Source organism: Pseudomonas sp. MTM4 (genome assembly GCF_019355055.1).
Lineage (GTDB): Bacteria > Pseudomonadota > Gammaproteobacteria > Pseudomonadales > Pseudomonadaceae > Stutzerimonas.
In genome coordinates this window covers 997,299-1,014,632 of record NZ_CP048411.1, presented here as the reverse complement: position 1 = coordinate 1,014,632, position 17,334 = coordinate 997,299, and the positions used below count along the sequence as shown (strand labels likewise).

The 17,334-nt window shown below is 60.6% G+C and carries 17 protein-coding genes; 13 read left to right on the top strand and 4 right to left on the bottom strand.

What is annotated here, in order from left to right; all coding sequences use genetic code 11:
• The first annotated feature begins 45 nt into the window (after positions 1 to 45).
• The 11 genes from GYM54_RS04510 to hppD all read left to right on the top strand — a co-directional run bounded on the left by GYM54_RS04510 (position 46) and on the right by hppD (position 11,222).
• Complete coding sequence (locus tag GYM54_RS04510) at positions 46 to 972, top strand: hydroxymethylglutaryl-CoA lyase (RefSeq protein ID WP_197445162.1); 927 nt, start codon at positions 46 to 48, stop codon at positions 970 to 972.
• A 27-nt stretch (positions 973 to 999) separates the two neighbouring features.
• Positions 1,000 to 2,181 carry a CaiB/BaiF CoA-transferase family protein gene (locus GYM54_RS04505; protein WP_197445161.1) on the top strand — a complete coding sequence of 394 codons (1,182 nt, stop codon included), beginning with the start codon at positions 1,000 to 1,002 and terminating at the stop codon, positions 2,179 to 2,181.
• 28 nt (positions 2,182 to 2,209) lie between these two features.
• Complete coding sequence (locus GYM54_RS04500) at positions 2,210 to 2,734, top strand: gamma carbonic anhydrase family protein (protein ID WP_181104263.1); 525 nt, start codon at positions 2,210 to 2,212, stop codon at positions 2,732 to 2,734.
• Positions 2,735 to 2,891: 157 nt separating this feature from the next.
• On the top strand, positions 2,892 to 4,127 hold the full coding sequence (locus GYM54_RS04495; protein ID WP_231752176.1) for an OprD family porin: 1,236 nt from the start codon (positions 2,892 to 2,894) through the stop codon (positions 4,125 to 4,127).
• Between the two features lie 52 nt (positions 4,128 to 4,179).
• Positions 4,180 to 5,118: an MBL fold metallo-hydrolase gene (locus GYM54_RS04490; protein ID WP_197445159.1), complete on the top strand. Its 939-nt coding sequence runs from the start codon at positions 4,180 to 4,182 to the stop codon at positions 5,116 to 5,118.
• An 85-nt stretch (positions 5,119 to 5,203) separates the two neighbouring features.
• Positions 5,204 to 6,190: a TRAP transporter substrate-binding protein DctP gene (dctP, locus tag GYM54_RS04485; protein ID WP_197445158.1), complete on the top strand. Its 987-nt coding sequence runs from the start codon at positions 5,204 to 5,206 to the stop codon at positions 6,188 to 6,190.
• Positions 6,191 to 6,274: 84 nt separating this feature from the next.
• Positions 6,275 to 6,850, top strand: a complete 576-nt coding sequence (locus GYM54_RS04480) for a TRAP transporter small permease (RefSeq protein ID WP_131651606.1) — start codon at positions 6,275 to 6,277, stop codon at positions 6,848 to 6,850.
• Positions 6,850 to 8,130: a TRAP transporter large permease gene (locus GYM54_RS04475; protein WP_197445157.1), complete on the top strand. Its 1,281-nt coding sequence runs from the start codon at positions 6,850 to 6,852 to the stop codon at positions 8,128 to 8,130. Before GYM54_RS04480 ends, GYM54_RS04475 begins: the two co-directional genes overlap by 1 nt.
• Positions 8,131 to 8,176: 46 nt before the next feature.
• Complete coding sequence (locus GYM54_RS04470) at positions 8,177 to 9,268, top strand: AbrB family transcriptional regulator (RefSeq protein WP_197445156.1); 1,092 nt, start codon at positions 8,177 to 8,179, stop codon at positions 9,266 to 9,268.
• A 107-nt stretch (positions 9,269 to 9,375) separates the two neighbouring features.
• Complete coding sequence (gene maiA / locus GYM54_RS04465; protein WP_197445155.1) at positions 9,376 to 10,011, top strand: maleylacetoacetate isomerase; 636 nt, start codon at positions 9,376 to 9,378, stop codon at positions 10,009 to 10,011.
• Positions 10,012 to 10,142: 131 nt separating this feature from the next.
• Positions 10,143 to 11,222, top strand: coding sequence for a 4-hydroxyphenylpyruvate dioxygenase (hppD, locus tag GYM54_RS04460; RefSeq protein ID WP_181104248.1), 1,080 nt, complete (start codon positions 10,143 to 10,145; stop codon positions 11,220 to 11,222).
• A gap of 60 nt (positions 11,223 to 11,282) precedes the next feature.
• Here hppD and GYM54_RS04455 read toward each other — a convergent pair whose 3' ends face one another.
• Complete coding sequence (locus tag GYM54_RS04455; protein WP_197445154.1) at positions 11,283 to 12,209, bottom strand: LysR family transcriptional regulator; 927 nt, start codon at positions 12,207 to 12,209, stop codon at positions 11,283 to 11,285.
• A 145-nt stretch (positions 12,210 to 12,354) separates the two neighbouring features.
• On the opposite strand from GYM54_RS04455, the gene GYM54_RS04450 reads away from it, so the two are divergent.
• On the top strand, positions 12,355 to 13,407 hold the full coding sequence (locus tag GYM54_RS04450) for an SDR family oxidoreductase (RefSeq protein WP_197445153.1): 1,053 nt from the start codon (positions 12,355 to 12,357) through the stop codon (positions 13,405 to 13,407).
• Between the two features lie 57 nt (positions 13,408 to 13,464).
• Entirely contained in the window at positions 13,465 to 14,778 is a 1,314-nt protein-coding gene (locus GYM54_RS04445; protein ID WP_197445152.1) for an NTP/NDP exchange transporter, read from the top strand.
• 114 nt (positions 14,779 to 14,892) lie between these two features.
• Here GYM54_RS04445 and GYM54_RS04440 read toward each other — a convergent pair whose 3' ends face one another.
• The 3 genes from GYM54_RS04440 to GYM54_RS04430 form a co-directional block, all read right to left on the bottom strand.
• The gene (locus tag GYM54_RS04440; RefSeq protein ID WP_181104241.1) at positions 14,893 to 15,285 is read right to left on the bottom strand and encodes a GFA family protein; all 393 of its coding nucleotides are present in this window, start codon (positions 15,283 to 15,285) and stop codon (positions 14,893 to 14,895) included.
• A gap of 191 nt (positions 15,286 to 15,476) precedes the next feature.
• Entirely contained in the window at positions 15,477 to 16,085 is a 609-nt protein-coding gene (locus GYM54_RS04435; protein WP_131651597.1) for a LysE family translocator, read from the bottom strand.
• Between the two features lie 257 nt (positions 16,086 to 16,342).
• Complete coding sequence (locus GYM54_RS04430; protein ID WP_197445151.1) at positions 16,343 to 17,278, bottom strand: LysR family transcriptional regulator; 936 nt, start codon at positions 17,276 to 17,278, stop codon at positions 16,343 to 16,345.
• Positions 17,279 to 17,334 lie beyond the last annotated feature (56 nt).

Sequence of the window (17,334 nt, the reverse complement as noted above, 5' to 3'; positions counted from 1 at the left end):
GCTTCTTAGTCTCTCCCTCAAGCGACATGCCTTGCGAGAGACCTCATGACAAAAATAATCATCAATGAGGTGGGATTGCGGGACGGCTTGCAAAGCCTCCAGCGCACCATGCCCACCGCCGACAAATGCAAGTGGATCGACGCGGCCTACGCCGCTGGCGTTCGCCACATGGAGGTTGCCTCCTTCGTGCCGGCCAAACTGCTGCCGCAGATGGCCGACGCCAGCGAAGTGGTGGCGCACGCGCTCACCTACACCGACCTCAATGTCACTGTCCTTGCGCCCAACCTGCGGGGTGTCGAAAACGCCCTGACTAGCGGTGCGCATCGGATCGTCGCGCCGATCTCGGTCAGTGCCGCCCACAGCCTCGCCAATGTACGCCGCAGCCCGCAGGAAATGGTCGAGGAATTCGGGCGGATGTGCGACTTGCGCAGCAGCTCCGGGCGTAACGGGGTTGTCATGGTTGCCGGTATGTCCACCGCCTTCGGCTGTACCCGCCAGGGTGAAGTGCCGCTTGCCGATCTTTGCGAGCTGGTTCGCCTGGTACTTGAGACCGGTTGCGATCAGGTTTCGCTGGGCGATACCACCGGTTATGCGACGCCGGGTCAGGTGGGTGAAACCATTGACGCCGTTCGCGCCATTGCCGGCGACAAGCTGCAAGCTGCGCATTTTCACGACACCCGCGGGCTGGCCCTGGCCAACAGCCTGGTCGCCGTGCAGCACGGCATCCGCGAACTCGATGCCTCGCTCGCCGGACTCGGCGGATGCCCATTCGCACCGGGCGCCTCGGGCAATACCGTCACCGAAGACATGGTGTTCATGCTGCAGAGCATGGGCTATGAGACCGGCATCGACCTGCAACGACTGATCGAGTCGCGCACGGTGCTTGAAGCCGCGTTACCCGGGGAAACCCTGTACGGCTACATCGCCCGTGCTGGCCTTCCGAAGAACTTCGTGGCGCCGCCTGCCGCCTGATCGCGCTTTCATTGCTGGAGTAAAGAAATGTCGAGTCTTCCACTTGACGGGATTCGTGTTGTCGAAATTTCCCACATGGTCATGGGCCCCACCTGCGGAATGATCCTGGGCGACCTGGGCGCCGAGGTGATCAAGATCGAGCCGACCAAGGGCGACGGTACTCGCCGCCTGCTGGGTGCCGGCGCGGGGTTCTTTCGCACCTTCAACCGCAACAAGCAAAGCATCGCGGTCGACGTCGATACGCCGGCAGGCAAGGATGCGGTCCTGAAGCTGCTCGACAGCGCGGATGTGTTTATCGAGAACTTCAAGCCTGGCCGGATGGATTCGCTTGGCTTCGGCTATCAAGCAGTCAAAGCACGCAACCCGAAGATCGTTTACACCAGTCTCAAAGGGTTCCTTGCCGGCCCTTACGACAAGCGCCTGGCCCTCGACGAAGTGGTGCAGATGATGGCCGGCCTGGCCTACATGACCGGCCCGGTTGGCCGCCCGTTGCGCGCTGGCAGCTCGGTCAACGACATCATGGGCGGCATGTTCGGTGCGATCGGCGTCCTCGCCGCGCTCAACGAGCGCAACCGCACCGGGCTCGGCCGCGAAGTGCAGAGCGCGCTCTACGAAAACTGCGTACTGCTCGCGGCGCAACACATGCAGCAGTATGTGGTCACCGGCGAAGCGGCGGCGCCCATGCCCAACCGCATCAGCGCCTGGTCGATCTATGACGTATTCACCTTTGCTGGCGGCGAGCAGATGTTCGTCGCGGCCACTGGCGATGGCCAATGGCGAGCGCTGTGCAAGCTGATCGGTCAGCAGGCGTTGCTCGATGATCAGAGCCTGGCTACCAACAACGACCGCGTACTGCAGCGTCCGCGGCTGCTGGCGCATCTCGGCGAAGTTTTCGCCACCTTCGACGCCCAGGCGCTGGCGCCGCAACTGGAAGCCAACGGCATTCCCTTCGCGCCGATCCGCAAGCCCGAGGAGCTGTTCGACGACGCGCATCTGATCGAAAGCGGCGGGCTTGCCAAGCTTCAGCTCGAAGACGGCTCCTACACCGACATGCCGCTGCTGCCCGTCTCCCTCGACGGCCAGCGGCTGGGCCCGCGCCGCTCCATCCCGCGTATTGGCGAGAACACACGCGAAGTCATGCGCGGGCTGGGTTACAGCAACGCACAGATCGACGAATTGCAGCATGCCGGCGTGTTCCGCGGCGAATGACTACCGCCGAGAAGGCAAGGAGATAGACATGGCGATTTATGAATTCGAAGGCCAGAGGCCGGAAATCCACGATAGCGTTTACGTAGCCGAGGATGCCACGGTAATCGGCAAGGTCGCGCTCGGCGAGGGCGCCAGCGTTTGGCCGCAGGCAGTGCTGCGCGGCGACAACGAGCTGATCGAGATCGGCAACGGCAGCAACGTACAGGAGGGCGCGGTGCTGCACACCGATCCGGGCTATCCGATGCGCATCGGCAGCGACGTGACCATCGGCCACCAGGCCATGTTGCACGGCTGCACGGTGGGCGAGGGCAGCCTGATCGGCATTCAGGCAGTGGTGCTCAACGGCGCGAAGATCGGCCGCAACTGCGTGGTTGGCGCTGGTGCGATCGTTACCGAAAACAAGGAATTTCCCGACAACTCGCTGATCCTCGGCGCGCCGGCCAAGGTGGTGCGCGAGCTGACCGACGAGGCCGCCGCTGCGTTTCGCCTCAATGCCAAGGATTACGTCGCCCGTGCGCAGCGACACAAGAACGGGCTGCTGCGCATCGGCTAACAGGCTCATGCCTGATGGCCAGGCATGCTCGGCTGCTTTCAATACGTTGGAAGCAGGCAACGCGTCCCCTTGGGACAAACCAATAATAAAAAAGGGTTGCACAACAATGATAAGAAAAGCGTCTCTTCCGCTCGCCGGGTCCTTACTGCTGTCATCGATGGTCGCCGTACCGTCCGCCTTTGCCGATTTCATTGGCGACGCGAAGGGCAGTCTGAACACCCAGAACTACTATTTTAGCCGCGATTTCCGCGACGGCGCGGGGCAGTCCAAGCGCGAGGAGTGGGCCCAGGGGTTCATCCTCAAACTCGAATCCGGGTATACCGAAGGCACCGTCGGCTTTGGCGTCGATGCGATGGGTATGCTTGGCGTCAAGCTCGACTCCAGCCCGGATCGCACCGGCAGCGGGCTGTTGGAGCGCGGTTCCGATGGGCGCGCCGAAGACGAATATTCAAAGCTCTCAGCCACCCTCAAGGCCAGGATGGGCGAGACCGAATTGCGGTTGGGTGGAGTCAGTCCAACCCTGCCTTTGCTGCTATCGAATAACAGCCGCCTGTTCCCGCAAATTTTCACGGGCGCTCAGCTTTTCTCGAACGATCTGGACAAATTCACATTTCATCTCGGACAGGTTCGGAAAGTAAAACAGCGCGATTCGGATGAGTCTGTCGACCTGACGACCATGGGCCAATTTGGCGCTTACGATGATTCGGTTACCAGCGACAGTTACACCTATGGCGGTGTCGACTTTGCCGTGGCCCCGCAAACGAAGTTGAGTTTGCACGCCAGTGAGCTGAAAGATTTCTACGTGCGGCAGTATCTGGGTTTCAAACATACCCATCCATTGAGCGAAAACAGCTCTCTCTTTGCTGAAGTTCGCTATTTCAACGCTTCCGAAACAGGCGCAGAGCGCGTGGGTGAGGTAGACAACCGCGCGCTTAGCACCTTGTTCGGTTATCAGTTAGGTGGTCATCGCATTAGCGGCGGCTATCAGAAACTCTGGGGTGACAGCCCGTTCCCTCTACTTAACGGCGCTGATACCTATCTTTTTGCACAGCAGAATACAAGTCTCTTCGCTCAAGCGAATGAGCGAGCGCTGCACGCACGATATGACTACAACTTCGCAGCCGTCGGCGTTCCCGGCCTGACGTTCACCCTGCGCTACGTCAAGGGCGACAATGTCGATCCGGAAAACATTGGTACGCCACAAGCTGCTGCACTACGTGCGGCCGGTGAAGAAGGGCGCGAATGGGAGCGCACCACCGATATCACCTACGTGGTACAGAGCGGACCGATGAAGGACGTCAGCCTGCGTTGGAGAAATGCCTCTAATCGTACTAACTACACCCGTAGTAACGACGAGAACCGAGTAATTATCGGATATGCCTTCAAGTTCTGATGATGAGGAAGGCCGCATTTATGCTAATTGCGCACCTGAGTAGGAACTCAATATGAAGATCATAAAAGAATACTTGCTGGCGGTTGTTGTTGGTTCTCTTACGGTGCCCGTGTTCGCAGCGGAGCAAAACATGGCGAGCGGTACTCGCGTATATACGGTAGGTACTGGCACGCCTGTACCTGAATCGGAACGTGCCGGTGCATCTGTAGCTGTGGTCTATGAGGATCGGTCGTTCCTGTTCGATGTCGGGTCGTCGGTTTCAAACCGTTTGATCAAGCTTGCCGAAGATGGCGAGAAGGCTCTGGCACCGCGAAACATTCAGCATCTGTTCATCACGCATATGCACAGTGATCACACCCTGGGGTTCGCCTCGGTAGCGCTAAATTTGTGGTGGTTGCGGGAGAAGCAGTTGCAGGTGTACGGCCCGGTCGGTACTCGTACTCTGGCCGAGCACATCATCAAAGCTTACGGACAGGACACTGAGATTCGCCAGGACACGGTTGTCGGAGGCGCCGGAAGAATCACCGAACCGACCCCTATGGTGAGCGAGATCACCGAGCCTGGTGTGGTTTACGACGATGGCGAGGTGAAGGTGGAAGCCTTCCTGGTTGACCATGGCGACATCGAGCCGGCTTATGGCTACAAGGTCACCACACCGGACAAGGTGACAGTGATTTCCGGCGATACCACATATGACGAACGAGTCGCCGCCCAGGCCAAGGACGCCGACTACTTGATCCATGAGGTGTACAGCGAAGCTGGCCTGCAGGCCAGCACCGATCCGAAGCGGCCGCAGCGTGCCGACTACCACCGCAACCAGCATGCTTCGGTTGAGCAGGTCGCGAAGATCGCTGAGCAGGCCCGGCCGAAGTTGTTGGTACTTTCCCACATCCTCAAATGGTCGGACTCCGTAGAGAACATGCAGGCGGAGATGGCGAAGCATTATGACGGCCATTTCGTTTTTGCGCGCGACGCCATGAAGCTGGAGTAGCCCGAACGACCCGTTATCGGACACCGGCTTGCGGGCGGGAGCTGGTCGGCCCGTCCACAGAACAAAACTACAAGAAGAGGCAATCATGAAAAAAACAGCCATAGCGTTAGCCGTCCTGCTCTCCGGTACGGCCTTGTCCCAGGCCCATGCAGCCGATTACACGATGCGCCTGAGCCATCAGTTGCCGGCGTCCCATCATGTCGCCAAAGCGCTCGAGCAGTTCGCCGAAGATGTAAAAACCAACACCAATGATCAGGTCGAAGTGCAGATCTTCGGTGGCGAGCAATTGTTCAAGGCAACTCAGAACCACGCCGCCGTAGCTCGTGGCCAGGTCGAAGCGGCCTCGGTGGTGAGCCTGCTGTGGGGCGGAACCGTGCCGGAGGTGCAGGTGTTCAGCATTCCGGGCCTGATGACGACCCGCGCCCAGATCGAGAATTTCTACGACTCGCCCGCCGAAACCTTTCTGAACGGCAAACTGCAGAAAAAAGGTGTGCTCAACATCGGCTGGCTCTTGGACGCCAACAACATCACATTCACCTCACAGAAACATCCGCTGATCGCGCCGGCAGATTTCGATGGCGTGAAGATCCGCGGCCTCAGTCGTCTCAGCGATGTCGGCTTCATTGCCTTGGGCGCGGCGCCGTCGACCATGCCGGGTTCCGAGGTTTACCAAGGGCTGCAGACCGGTGTGATCGACGCGGGCGCCAGCAGCGCCAGTGCCATCCATGCAAGGCGCTATTACGAGGTGCAGAAGTACGCCGTCGCGACGCCGTTGATCACCGTGTGGCAGAACCTGATCGTCAATCCGCGCTGGTGGGCATCCCTGCCGGCCGATGTGCAGGCGGGCATCGAGAAATCTGCCCAGGCTGCAGAGCGGCAACTGCTACCCGAGAGCGACCAGATCGATCCTGAGGGCATAGCCAAGCTCAAGGAGACGGGCATGGACGTGACGGTCGTTTCTGCGCAGCAGCTTCAGGAACTGGTGTCGATCATGCAGCCGCCCGTCGTGGAGGAATTCAAAAAGACCACCAAGGACGGTGAACAGCTGATCGAGATGATCAAGCAACTCTGACCGGTTGTGCGGGGGACGGGCGGAGCGTGGTTGGCTCGCGACGCTCGGCTCCCGCTCCTGTTGCATGCGTGCCGAGGTGAAGCCATGAATACCAAGCAAGCCTATCTGAGCAGCCAGATGAATGAGATCAACCCCCCGGCGTTCTGCCGAATCTTCAGCACGGCGGTGGCCGGGCTGTTCACCTTCGCCATGGCGCTCTCCGCCATCTGCGTGCTGGTCGCGTTGGCACTGATCGGCTACTCGATCGTGGTGCGTTATTTCGTTGGGCAGCCCTCGCTGTGGATCGACGAGGTGGTGGGCTTTCTAGTGGTCGGCATCGTCATGTTCGGTGCCGCCTGCGCCCTTCGGGAAGGTCGACACATCGGTGTGGACCTGGTAACCGAAATGATGAGCCCGCGCTGGCAGCGCTGGACGCAGGTATGGTCGATGTCCGTGGTGCTGGTGCTGTCGGTTTTTCTGATCGTCAACGGCTGGCAGACGGCGATGTTCTCCAAATCCATCGGCATGGTGACGCAGGGCTACCTTGAGCTGCCGATGTACCAGCTGCAGCTGTTGATTCCGCTGGGAGGCTTCCTGCTCGCGTTGGCGGCTATCGATAGCCTGTTGCGCCTGGCCTGTGGTGCCTCGGCCTTCGTGGCCCATGAAGAGGAGAAGCACTGATGCTCGCCATTTCCCTGTTGCTAGTGGGCTTGATCCTGCTGCTTCTCACCGGTTTGCCGATCTTCGCCGGGCTGTCGCTGTTCGGTGGTTTGCTGTTGATGGGCGAGCCGGGCGGCTTGGATATCGTTTCCGATATCGTCTTCGCCAAGACTGGTATGTATGTGTTGGTCGCTATCCCGCTGTTCGCCTACATGGCCCATGTGATGATTCGCGGGCGAATCGTCGATGACCTTTACAGCACGGCGTACACCCTGACACGGCACCTGCCGGGTGGTGTCGGCATCGCCACCATCATTGCTTGCATGATCTTTTCAGCGATTTCCGGCTCCAGTGTAGCGACAGCGCTGACCATCGGTGCGGTGGCGATTCCGCAGATGATTCGTTACGGCTATGACCCAAAAATCGCTTACGGGTTGGTCGCGGCCGGCGGCACCTTGGGCATCCTGATTCCACCGTCCGGGCCGATGATTCTCTACGGCGTGGCGACCGATACGTCCATTAGTGGGCTGTTTATGGCGGGCGTGGTGCCAGGCTTCATGCTAGCGGGAATCTTTTGCGTCTATTGCATGTTCCGTCAGCGCGGCGCGCAGCGTGAACCGCGTGCCAGCACCGGAGCAATGCTTGTCGCGATTCGCAAGTCCGGTTGGGCGATCACGCTCCCCGCTCTGGTGCTCGGCGGAATGTATGCGGGCGTGTTCACCGCCACCGAGGCGGCCGCGGCGGGTGCCCTGCTGGCCTTGGCGATTGCCGCGCTGATCTATCGCAGCATCGGCCTGCGCGACATCTGGGAATGTGCGAAAGACGCCGCGCGCACCTCGGCGATGCTGTTCATGATCCTTGCTTCGGCGGCAGTGTTCAGCTACGCGCTGACCAAACTGATGGTGCCGCAGCAGATCGTCGAGACGGTCACCGAGATGGATATGGGCGCACTCGGCTTCATCTTGGCGATGATGGTAATGATCTTCGTGCTGGGCATGTTTCTCGAGTCGATCGCGATCATCCTCATCACCTCGCCGGTGATCATGCCGGTAATGGCGCACCTGGGCATCGATCCGATCTGGTATGGCGTGCTGCTGGTGATCAACCTCGAAGTGGCGATGATCACACCGCCAGTGGGCATGAACCTGTTCACCATCAAGGCCGTTACCCAGTCGCCGATGGGGCCGATCATCCGTGGCTCGGCGCCATTCGTACTATTGATGCTGCTTGGCCTTGGGCTGGTGGTGGCGTTCCCGCAGCTGGCGACGATGTTGCCGCAAAGCATGATGAATCCAATGTGATAGCGCTTGATCGCCGTGCGGCCAGAACACGTTGGAGTAGTAGCTGATGCGCAACAGGAGTTGGCTGACGTCGCTGCCGCTGCAGTGGCTAGCACTGGTCCTTTGTGCCGGGGCGTTGGCTGGGCTGTTTCGGTTGATCGAGTTGCCGGCGGCGTTCTTTCTCGGGCCGATGTTTGCCGGGATCGCTTTCGGCGTGATGGGCAGTGCGGCGCAGGTGCCGTTGCGGGCTTATCAGTTTTCCATCGGCCTGGTCGGCGCGCTGGTAGCGCAGTCGATCACGCTCGGCGTGCTGGCATCACTGTTTCAGGATTGGCCGCTGATGCTTGGCGCCGCGGTGCTTACCGTGCTGTTGAGTCTGGTTGCAGGTTTGGCGCTCATCTGGCTTGGTCGGCTTCCGCCCAGCAGCGCATTGTGGGGAACGGCACCGGGTGCCGCGCCGGTGATGATGTCGATGTCGGAAAGCCACGGAGCCGATCCGCGCCTTGTCGCCACCATGCAGTATGTGCGGTTGATTTGCGTGATCGCTGTCAGCGCGCTACTCGGCCATCAGCTGGCGTCCGCACCGGATGTGGTCACGCAGGCTCCATCGACTCCGCCGAGTGTGCCTACTTACTTGCAGGATGTGGCGCTCAGCCTGGCGTTGGTGTTGGTGGGTGTCGTACTTGGATTGCGCGTGCCGGCGGGCTTGATGCTCTGTCCGCTCATGCTCGGCGTATTCGCTCAACTGAGTGGCGCGTTTCAGATCACGCTGCCAGGTGCGCTGATGGCGGTGGCCTATGCGTTGATTGGCGGTTACGTCGGGCTGCGCTTCGATCGCACCACGCTGGTTTATGTGGTGCGCAAGCTGCCGATGATGCTTGCAGCCGCGCTGTTGCTGATAGCGCTCTGCGCCGCTTCGGCGTGGTTGTTCGCGGCTTTGCTGGAGCGCGACTACCTGTCGATGTTTCTCGCTACCAGCCCGGGCGGCCTGGATTCGTTGTCAATCATCGCCATGGAGGCGGGCGGCGATGTTGGTCTGGTGGTGGCGTTGCAAACGCTGCGGTTGTTCGCCGTCGTGCTGCTCACGCCACCGCTGATCAAGCTCAGCCTGCGGCTATTCTTGCGTAAGGCCGAATCAGCTTCGGATCAGAAGGCTTGACAGTCGAATCTTGCTGACGCAGATTCCACTAAACGTAATTTGATTACGCAAAAACAATAATGCGCTCTGAAAATGAAGCGCGACCTTGCAAACAGCGTGGCCTCGAAATGGAACTACACACCTACTACCGCTCTACGTCGTCCTACCGGGTGCGCATTGCGCTTGCGCTGAAGGGCCTGGATTACCGCGCGGTGCCGGTCAACCTGATCCGTGACGGTGGCGAGCATCGCCAGGCGGCCTATCTCGCGCTGAATCCCCAGGGCAGGGTGCCGATGCTCCGCACCGACGAGGGCGAGCGGGTGATTCAGTCGCCAGCGATCCTCGAATATCTGGAAGAGCGCTATCCAGAACCGGCACTGCTGCCCCAAGACATCATAGCGCGTGCACGGCATCGTGCGGTGGCTGCGCTGATTGGTTGCGATATCCATCCGCTGCACAACGTCGCGGTGCTCAATCGCCTGCGCGGGCTGCAGGTTGGTGAAGACGAGGTGCTGGCCTGGATCGGCCACTGGGTAGGCGAGGGCCTCAAGGCGGTCGAAGCTTTGATCGGCGATGAAGGCTACTGCTTCGGCGAGCCCGGTATGGCCGATGTGTATCTGCTGCCGCAGCTCTATGCGGCGCGACGTTTCAATGTCGACTTGAGCGCACTGCCCCGCATTCTTCGCGTCGAGCGCCTGGCGCTGGTGCATTCGGCCTTCCAGCAGGCGCATCCAGATGTTCAACCAGACACGCCGCTGACATGAAAATTCTTGGCTTTCGACTGACCTTGGGCGACCACCTCGGGCGTAGCGTTCGCGGGATCTCCTGTGCGCCGCCGGGCTGACGTTCCCTTACGTCATTCCTAATCAATGCACAGCCAGTCAAGGAGCCAATCATGGCCGACCTATTTGAAAATCCCATGGGCCTCATGGGCTTCGAGTTCATCGAATTTGCCTCGCCCACCCCGAACGTCATCGAGCCGGTGCTGGAAAGCATGGGCTTCTCCCATGTCGCTAACCATCGCTCGAAGGATGTAGCGCTGTATCGACAGGGCGAAATCAACGCCATCGTTAATCGCGAGTCCAAGGGCTTGCCTGCGTATTTCGCCGCCGAGCATGGCCCATCGGTGTGTGGCATGGCGTTCCGCGTGAAGGATGCCCAAAAGGCGTATACCCGCGCGCTGGAACTGGGCGCTCAGGCCATCGAATTGCCTACCGGGCCGATGGAGCTGCGCCTGCCGGCGATCAAGGGTATCGGCGGCGCGCCGCTGTATCTGATCGACCGCTTCGGTGAAGGCAGCTCGATCTACGACATCGACTTCGTGTTCCTGGAGGGCGTCGATCGTCATCCGGTCGGTGCCGGCCTGAAGATCATCGATCACCTGACCCATAACGTGTATCGCGGCCGCATGGCCTACTGGGCGGACTTCTACGAGAAGCTGTTCAACTTCCGCGAGATCCGCTACTTCGACATCAAGGGCGAGTACACCGGCCTTACCTCCAAGGCCATGACGGCGCCGGACGGCATGATCCGCATCCCGCTCAACGAAGAATCGTCGAAAGGCGCGGGGCAGATCGAAGAGTTCCTCATGCAATTCAACGGTGAAGGCATCCAGCACGTGGCCTTTCTCACCGATGACCTGATCCAGACATGGGACAAGCTGAAAGCCAGCGGCACGGTGTTCATGACCGCACCGCCGGAGACCTATTACGAAATGCTCGAAGGGCGGCTGCCGAACCATGGCGAACCGGTCGATGAGCTGAAGTCGCGCGGCATCTTGCTTGACGGTGCGTCCGAGAACGGCGAGCAGCGTCTGTTGCTGCAGATATTCTCCGGCACAGTGCTGGGTCCGGTGTTCTTCGAATTCATTCAGCGCAAGGGCGACAGCGGCTTCGGCGAGGGCAACTTCAAGGCGCTGTTCGAATCCATCGAGCGTGATCAGATCCAGCGCGGTGTGCTCAGCACCGCCGAGTGATCGCATTGACGGCAGCCGGCTTCGGCTGCCGTTCGCCTTTAATCGGCTCGAATCGAGCCGCTACAACGGCCTGGGCGCGGCGGGTGCGCTTTCGAGCGCCTCCGCCTTGATGAAGTCGACGAAGGCCCGGAGCGGCAAGGGCATATGGCGGCGCCCATGGTAGTAGAGGTAGGGGCCGTCGAAGTGCTGCCACCAATCCTCGAGTATGGGCACCAGGCGTCCATCGGCGAGCGGCTCGCGCAGGAAATCCTCGAAGGTGTAGATGACGCCAAGGCCATTGATGGCCGAGCGGGTCTTCAGATCATGCGATGAGGTCAGCAGTTGCCCGCGTGGTGGAATGCGCAGGATGCGGCCGTCTTTCTCGAACTCGAATACACCCACCTTTCCGCTTTCGAAGCGATGGCCCAGCAGCTCGTGGCCTTCCAGCTCCTCGGGATGACGGGGCGTGCCGTGTGCCGCCAGATAGGCGGGGGCCGCGGCGGCGACGAAGCTTTGTCGGCGCGGCCCGATCGGCACGGCGATGGTGTCCTTGGCCAGGCTTTCCTCATAACGCACCCCAGCGTCATACCCACCAGCGTTCACGTCGATGAAGGTGTTATCCATCACTACCTCGACGCTGACGCCGGGGTAGAGCTTGAGGAAGCGTGCCAGCAGGTCCGGTAACAGGAAGCGCGCCACCGGCACCGGCACGTTCAACTTCAACGTTCCGACGGGGCGATGTGCTTCGTCGTCCAGGTCATTGAACGCGGCGTCGATTTGCTGCAGTGCCGGACGCAGGCGCTCAAGCAGCCGCTCGCCCGCGGCGGTTGGGGTGACGCTGCGTGTGGTGCGGTTCAGCAGGCGCAGGCCTACGTCACTTTCCAAGCGGCGCATGCAGTCGCTCAGCGATGAGGCCGAGAGGCCGCGCTTCTGTGCCGCAGCGCGAAATCCTCCGGCGTCCACCACGGCGGCGAACAGCGCGACATCGGTCAGGTTGGGTTGGCGCATGGCAGCTCCTCACTGTGGGTGAACTGTACGCCAGGCCGTACGGGGCATCCATGAATATCCGGCTTATCCTCGGATATCCGTACACCAATAATCCCTTCTAATCCGAATGCACCGGACATCCAAAAGACGAGAAGAGGATTTAGCCATGTGGAACCTACCCACCCTCCATTCGGCGAACAAGGCGAGCAGGTCTTGCCGCGTTTTGCAGATGGCCCGCGCGTTGATTGCAGGCGTCGCGCTGGCAGGGACTCTTGCCGCAGAGGCCACGAACCGTATCGCGCCAAAGCCCGACTGGTCGGCCAGCGACATCCCCAGCCAGCAGGGCCGCATCGTTCTGATCACGGGCGGTACCAGCGGCATGGGCTATGAAGATGCGCTGGCGCTTTCACGCGCTGGCGCCGAAGTGATCATTGCCGCGCGCAACCCCGAGCGTGGCCAGGAAGCGATCGCGAGCATCCAGCAAGCGGTACCCGATGCCCGCGTGCAGTTCGAAGCGGTGGATCTGGCCGATCTGGAGTCCGTACGGAGCCTGGCGAGCCGCTTGCAAGCGCGGCTCTCGCGGCTCGACGTGCTGATCAACAACGCCGCCATCATGGCTCCGCCGACTCGCGGCACGTCCGCTGACGGCTATGAGCTGCAGCTGGCGACCAACTATCTCGGGCATTTCGCCCTTACTGGCTTGCTGTTACCCATGCTGCGCGAAAGCGAGGACCCGCGAGTGGTCAGCCTGTCGAGCATCGCCAGCGCGCGGGGCCGCCTGAACTTCGCGGATCTACAGGCCGAACGGGACTACAACCCTTACGCCACCTACGCGCAGTCCAAGCTGGCCGTGCTCACGTGGGCTCTCGAGTTACAGCGGCGCAGCGATGCCGCCGGCTGGGGCATCCGCAGTATTGCCGCGCACCCGGGCGTCGCCGTCACCGGGCTGATCGCACGTGGCCCCGGGTTGAACAGCGAATTCGGCAAGCAATGGGCGCAAGACCGCGACGAATACCACTCCGCCGCGCAGGGCGCCTTGTCGACGTTGTATGCCGCTACAGCCCCTGACGCGTTCGGTGGCGGTTATTACGGGCCTACTGGCGAGGACGAGAAGCGCGGACCGCTGGGCTTCGCCCGGATGCCCCAGGCGGCAGCCGACTCCGATGCGGTTGAGCTGTGGCAGGTGTCGGAGCGACTCACCGGTGTGATCTATCCCTGAACGCCGCGGGTACGGCGATGTTCCATGCCCGCAACCACCGATCCTTCAGGAGCGCCCATGAACACGTCCTCTTTGATGCACCGTTTTAGCGTCATTCTCAATGCCGAAAATCACGAACTGCGCCCTGCGCTACATGGCTTCCTGCTGTTCGTCTGTCTTTTCGCGGGTTACTTCATGCTGCGCCCGATTCGCGAGTCCATGGGCATCTCGGCCGGGGTGGAGAATCTGCAATGGCTGTTCACCGCCACCTTCTTCGTCATGCTGGGGGCCGTGCCGCTGTTCGCCTGGCTCAGCTCTCACGTGCCACGGTTGCACTTCATCGACTGGGTGTACGGCTTCTTCTGCGTGAACCTGTTGGTCTTCGCGGTGCTGTTCCAAATGCAGAGCGACAGTCCGTGGATGGCTCGCGTCTTTTACGTGTGGATATCGGTTTACAACCTGTTCGTGGTGTCGGTGGCCTGGAGCCTGATGGCTGACGTATTCGACGGTGATCAGGCCAAGCGTCTGTTTGCCTTCATTGCCGCCGGCGCCAGTGTCGGCGGGCTGACTGGTCCGGCTCTCAGCGCCTTGCTGATCGGGCCGTTGGGCGAGTCCGGGCTGATGCTGCTGGCGGCTGTACTGCTTGGCATTGCCATGGCGCTCAAGCGTGTACTGATGCGCTGGAGGGAGGAGGGTGGTGCTGGCCGCCGCGGTGCGGTACCTACCGAAAGCACGCGCCGGCCCTTGCGCGGAAACCCGTTCAGCGGGCTGACCGCGGTAATGAAATCGCCCTATCTGCTCGGCATTGCAGGCTTCGTGGTGCTGTTGGCCACTGTCACTACTTTTCTCTACTTTGAGCAGGCGCGTCTGGTGGCTGAGCACTTTCCGAACCGCGAGGCACAGGTCCGCGTATTCGGCACCATTGATCTGGTGGTGCAGGCAGGCGCACTGCTGTCCCAGTTGTTCATCACCGGACGTGTCGCCCAGCGGTTAGGGGTGGGCGTGCTGCTGGCGCTGGTACCGCTGCTCGTCTGCGCAGGTTTCATCGGGCTCGCGCTCGCGCCCAGCTTTGGCTTGCTCGCGGCGCTGATGATCGTGCGCCGCATCGGTGAGTACGCCTTCGTTCGTCCGGGGCGGGAAATGCTATTCGCGCCGCTCGACGCCGAGAGCAAGTACAAGGCAAAGAACGTCATCGACACCGTCATCTATCGCGCCGGCGACGCCATCAGTGGTTGGGCGAAGAGCGCATTGGACATGCTCGGTCAGGGCATGGGCCTGGTAGCGTTGATCGGCGCGCTCTGCGCGCTACTGTGGGGGTATCTGGGCTGGGAACTTGGCAAAAGGGCTGACCAATGCAAGCGTGCGCCGGTGGTTGTGCCCGCGGTTACGTGATGGGCATTTTTTCACATCAGCGACCGGGCCACGATGTAGCGACTCCTTGATGGCTATCGCAAGGTTGGTCTCCGAAGTGACGGTGGGGTGTTGTCGGAGGCGCTTCCTCGCCACCTAGTCCTCAAAGCGACCAGTGGCGTCACGGTCGTGCTCATACCGTCTGGTGAGTGGAAACAGCGGCAACCAGGACTCGCGACGGACCGTCCAGCTCTCGTAGGTGGGCATCAGCTGGTCAGGGGCATCCAGGGATCCCAGGTTCACCTCGATTTCGTCCGCGGTGCGCGAGAAAACGGACGAGCCGCAGCGAGGGCAGAAAAACCGCCCGGCGTAGTGGTGTGTTTCGCCCTCGATCGTCACCGCATCCTGAGGGAACACCGCAGCAGCATAGAAGAGGGCGCCGTGGTGCTTGCGGCAATCGAGACAGTGGCAAAGGCCGACCCGGTACGGGCGTCCCGACGCCACAATTCGGACATTCCCGCAAAGGCAACCGCCAGTGAGTCGGTCCATGCTGCTTCTCCTCTGAGTCAAAGGTTCGGAATTATGCGAAGAGTCCCCGTCGGCACCGATGATGCGCCGCTCGTTCGTGCACGTCGCGAATGATCAGTATTTGGTGCTTGTGCAAATTCTGCTAAACGACTGCGAGATTTATTGCCGCGTTGGTTGATGAGCCTGCCCGGACTGGAACCGGCGGGCCGTCCTCACATGCGGAGGGGCAGGGCAGCACCGATCACGACGAAGACTCCCCCGCAGGCCTGGTTAAAGCGCCGCCCAACACGGGCCAGCAATGGCCGGACCCTGTGCGCCCCGCTCGCCAGCGCGAACTCGGTGATGATCTCGGTAGCCGCGAAGGTCGCGGCCACCACGGCAAACTGTTGCACCATGCTGCGCTGGGGATCGATGAATTGGGGTAGAAAAGCGCTGAAGAAGAGTAAGACCTTGGGATTGGTTGCGGCAGAGAGCAGGCCCTGACGAAACAGTAACCAGCCTTTCGCCTCGGCATATGCGCCGAGGGAGACAGAGATTGCAGGCGAACGCCAAACCTGGATACCGAGCCAGACAAGATAAAGTCCACCGATCCATTTCAAAGCCGTCAGCCAATGGAGAGAGGACTGAATCAAGGCCCCAATGCCAAACATGCACAGCGCGATGATCAGCACGAAGCCCAGCGCGCCACCGAGGATGGTAAAGCAGGTTTTGCGGCTGCCATGCATGGCGCCATGAGTGAGGGCGAGCAGACCATTGGGCCCCGGCGACAACGACAGGCCTACCGATGTCGCCAGAAAGACAAGCCAGGTTTCGAATTGCATATGTAAGAGCGTCTCTTCAGAGCCTGACGAGGAGGGCGGTTGGCGAAGTGTATGCCGGAACGCAGCCGCTGCTTGGGTGGTTAATGCTTTTGCCGAGACTTGGCATGCAAGGCCGCCAATGGCTGTTTCTGGCCGGGGCTGGGCAAAAAACGCTTCTGCCTGGACGCGACTAAATCGCGTCGTTACGTGCGTTGCCGGCATGAACAGAATATTGCGTTGCGCTGGCCCATTCCTGCAGTGCTTCTTCTGCCGAAGCATCAAATTTGATTTATACGACCCTCAACGGCGGCCGGTTCGATAGAAAGCATCGCTTCTCGCAGCTGCTCTATCAGTACTGTCACGGCCAGCGGCATTTCGCGCTCGGCATGGCAGCACAATGTCAGCTGAGCCTTCGCAATATGGCCATCGGCGAGTGGTTTGAACACCAGTTCTTCCCGAGCGAGCTCGCGAGCGATATCCAGCCGATTAAGAAACGCCACACCCAGCCCTGACCGAACCAGAGACTTGATGCTCAGGATCCGGTTGCACGCGGATAAAGAGGTAAGATCGACATCTGAACGCGCCAGCACCTGTTCGAGTGTCGAGCCGTGGAACATCTCGGTTCCCGGCAGGATCGTGGGATAAGAACTGAAATCCCGTAACCACACAGTCGGCTTTTGAGCCAACGGATGGGTGGGCGCCATGACCGCACCGAACTCTAGTCCGACCTGTTCGATAAACCGGACCCTGCGGGTTACTGGTGGGTTGATACAAATACCAATGTCAGCGTCGCCTATCAGCACTTGTTCCAGAATGGTTTCTGTCATTCCGGTGGCCAGTATCGAGCGTACACGCGGAAAGCGTTCATGAAACTTGAACAGGATGTCGGGCAGTAGCTGGTCAGTCAACGACTCCACCGTAGCGATCCTGACTTCAGCACACCCGGCACCCTTGATCTCCCCGAGTTGCTCCAGGAGTCGCCGTTCATCTCGCTGCCATTGCCGTACTTGTTGAAGTAATAGCTCGCCAGCCGGTGAGAGTCTCAGGCCTCGCGGGAGTCGTTCAAACAATGGCACACCAAGCTCATCCTCCAATTTCAGAATTTGGCGGTTGATGGCCGAAGCTGCCACATGCAGACGCTCCTCAGCCTTTCGTAGCGATCCCTGACGCGCCACCTCTTCGAAATAACGAAGCCCCGACATCAACAAATTCATCGTCCTGACCTTTCTTGACCGTTGCCGAATTGGCAACGAAGCAGCCGAAATATTGT

Coding starts and splice junctions, on each gene's coding strand:
- GYM54_RS04510 (WP_197445162.1), top strand. CDS start 46: ATGACAAAAATAATCATCAATGAGGTGGGATTGCGGGACGGCTTGCAA.
- GYM54_RS04505 (WP_197445161.1), top strand. CDS start 1,000: ATGTCGAGTCTTCCACTTGACGGGATTCGTGTTGTCGAAATTTCCCAC.
- GYM54_RS04500 (WP_181104263.1), top strand. CDS start 2,210: ATGGCGATTTATGAATTCGAAGGCCAGAGGCCGGAAATCCACGATAGC.
- GYM54_RS04495 (WP_231752176.1), top strand. CDS start 2,892: ATGGTCGCCGTACCGTCCGCCTTTGCCGATTTCATTGGCGACGCGAAG.
- GYM54_RS04490 (WP_197445159.1), top strand. CDS start 4,180: ATGAAGATCATAAAAGAATACTTGCTGGCGGTTGTTGTTGGTTCTCTT.
- dctP (WP_197445158.1), top strand. CDS start 5,204: ATGAAAAAAACAGCCATAGCGTTAGCCGTCCTGCTCTCCGGTACGGCC.
- GYM54_RS04480 (WP_131651606.1), top strand. CDS start 6,275: ATGAATACCAAGCAAGCCTATCTGAGCAGCCAGATGAATGAGATCAAC.
- GYM54_RS04475 (WP_197445157.1), top strand. CDS start 6,850: ATGCTCGCCATTTCCCTGTTGCTAGTGGGCTTGATCCTGCTGCTTCTC.
- GYM54_RS04470 (WP_197445156.1), top strand. CDS start 8,177: ATGCGCAACAGGAGTTGGCTGACGTCGCTGCCGCTGCAGTGGCTAGCA.
- maiA (WP_197445155.1), top strand. CDS start 9,376: ATGGAACTACACACCTACTACCGCTCTACGTCGTCCTACCGGGTGCGC.
- hppD (WP_181104248.1), top strand. CDS start 10,143: ATGGCCGACCTATTTGAAAATCCCATGGGCCTCATGGGCTTCGAGTTC.
- GYM54_RS04455 (WP_197445154.1), bottom strand. CDS start 12,209: ATGCGCCAACCCAACCTGACCGATGTCGCGCTGTTCGCCGCCGTGGTG.
- GYM54_RS04450 (WP_197445153.1), top strand. CDS start 12,355: ATGTGGAACCTACCCACCCTCCATTCGGCGAACAAGGCGAGCAGGTCT.
- GYM54_RS04445 (WP_197445152.1), top strand. CDS start 13,465: ATGAACACGTCCTCTTTGATGCACCGTTTTAGCGTCATTCTCAATGCC.
- GYM54_RS04440 (WP_181104241.1), bottom strand. CDS start 15,285: ATGGACCGACTCACTGGCGGTTGCCTTTGCGGGAATGTCCGAATTGTG.
- GYM54_RS04435 (WP_131651597.1), bottom strand. CDS start 16,085: ATGCAATTCGAAACCTGGCTTGTCTTTCTGGCGACATCGGTAGGCCTG.
- GYM54_RS04430 (WP_197445151.1), bottom strand. CDS start 17,278: ATGAATTTGTTGATGTCGGGGCTTCGTTATTTCGAAGAGGTGGCGCGT.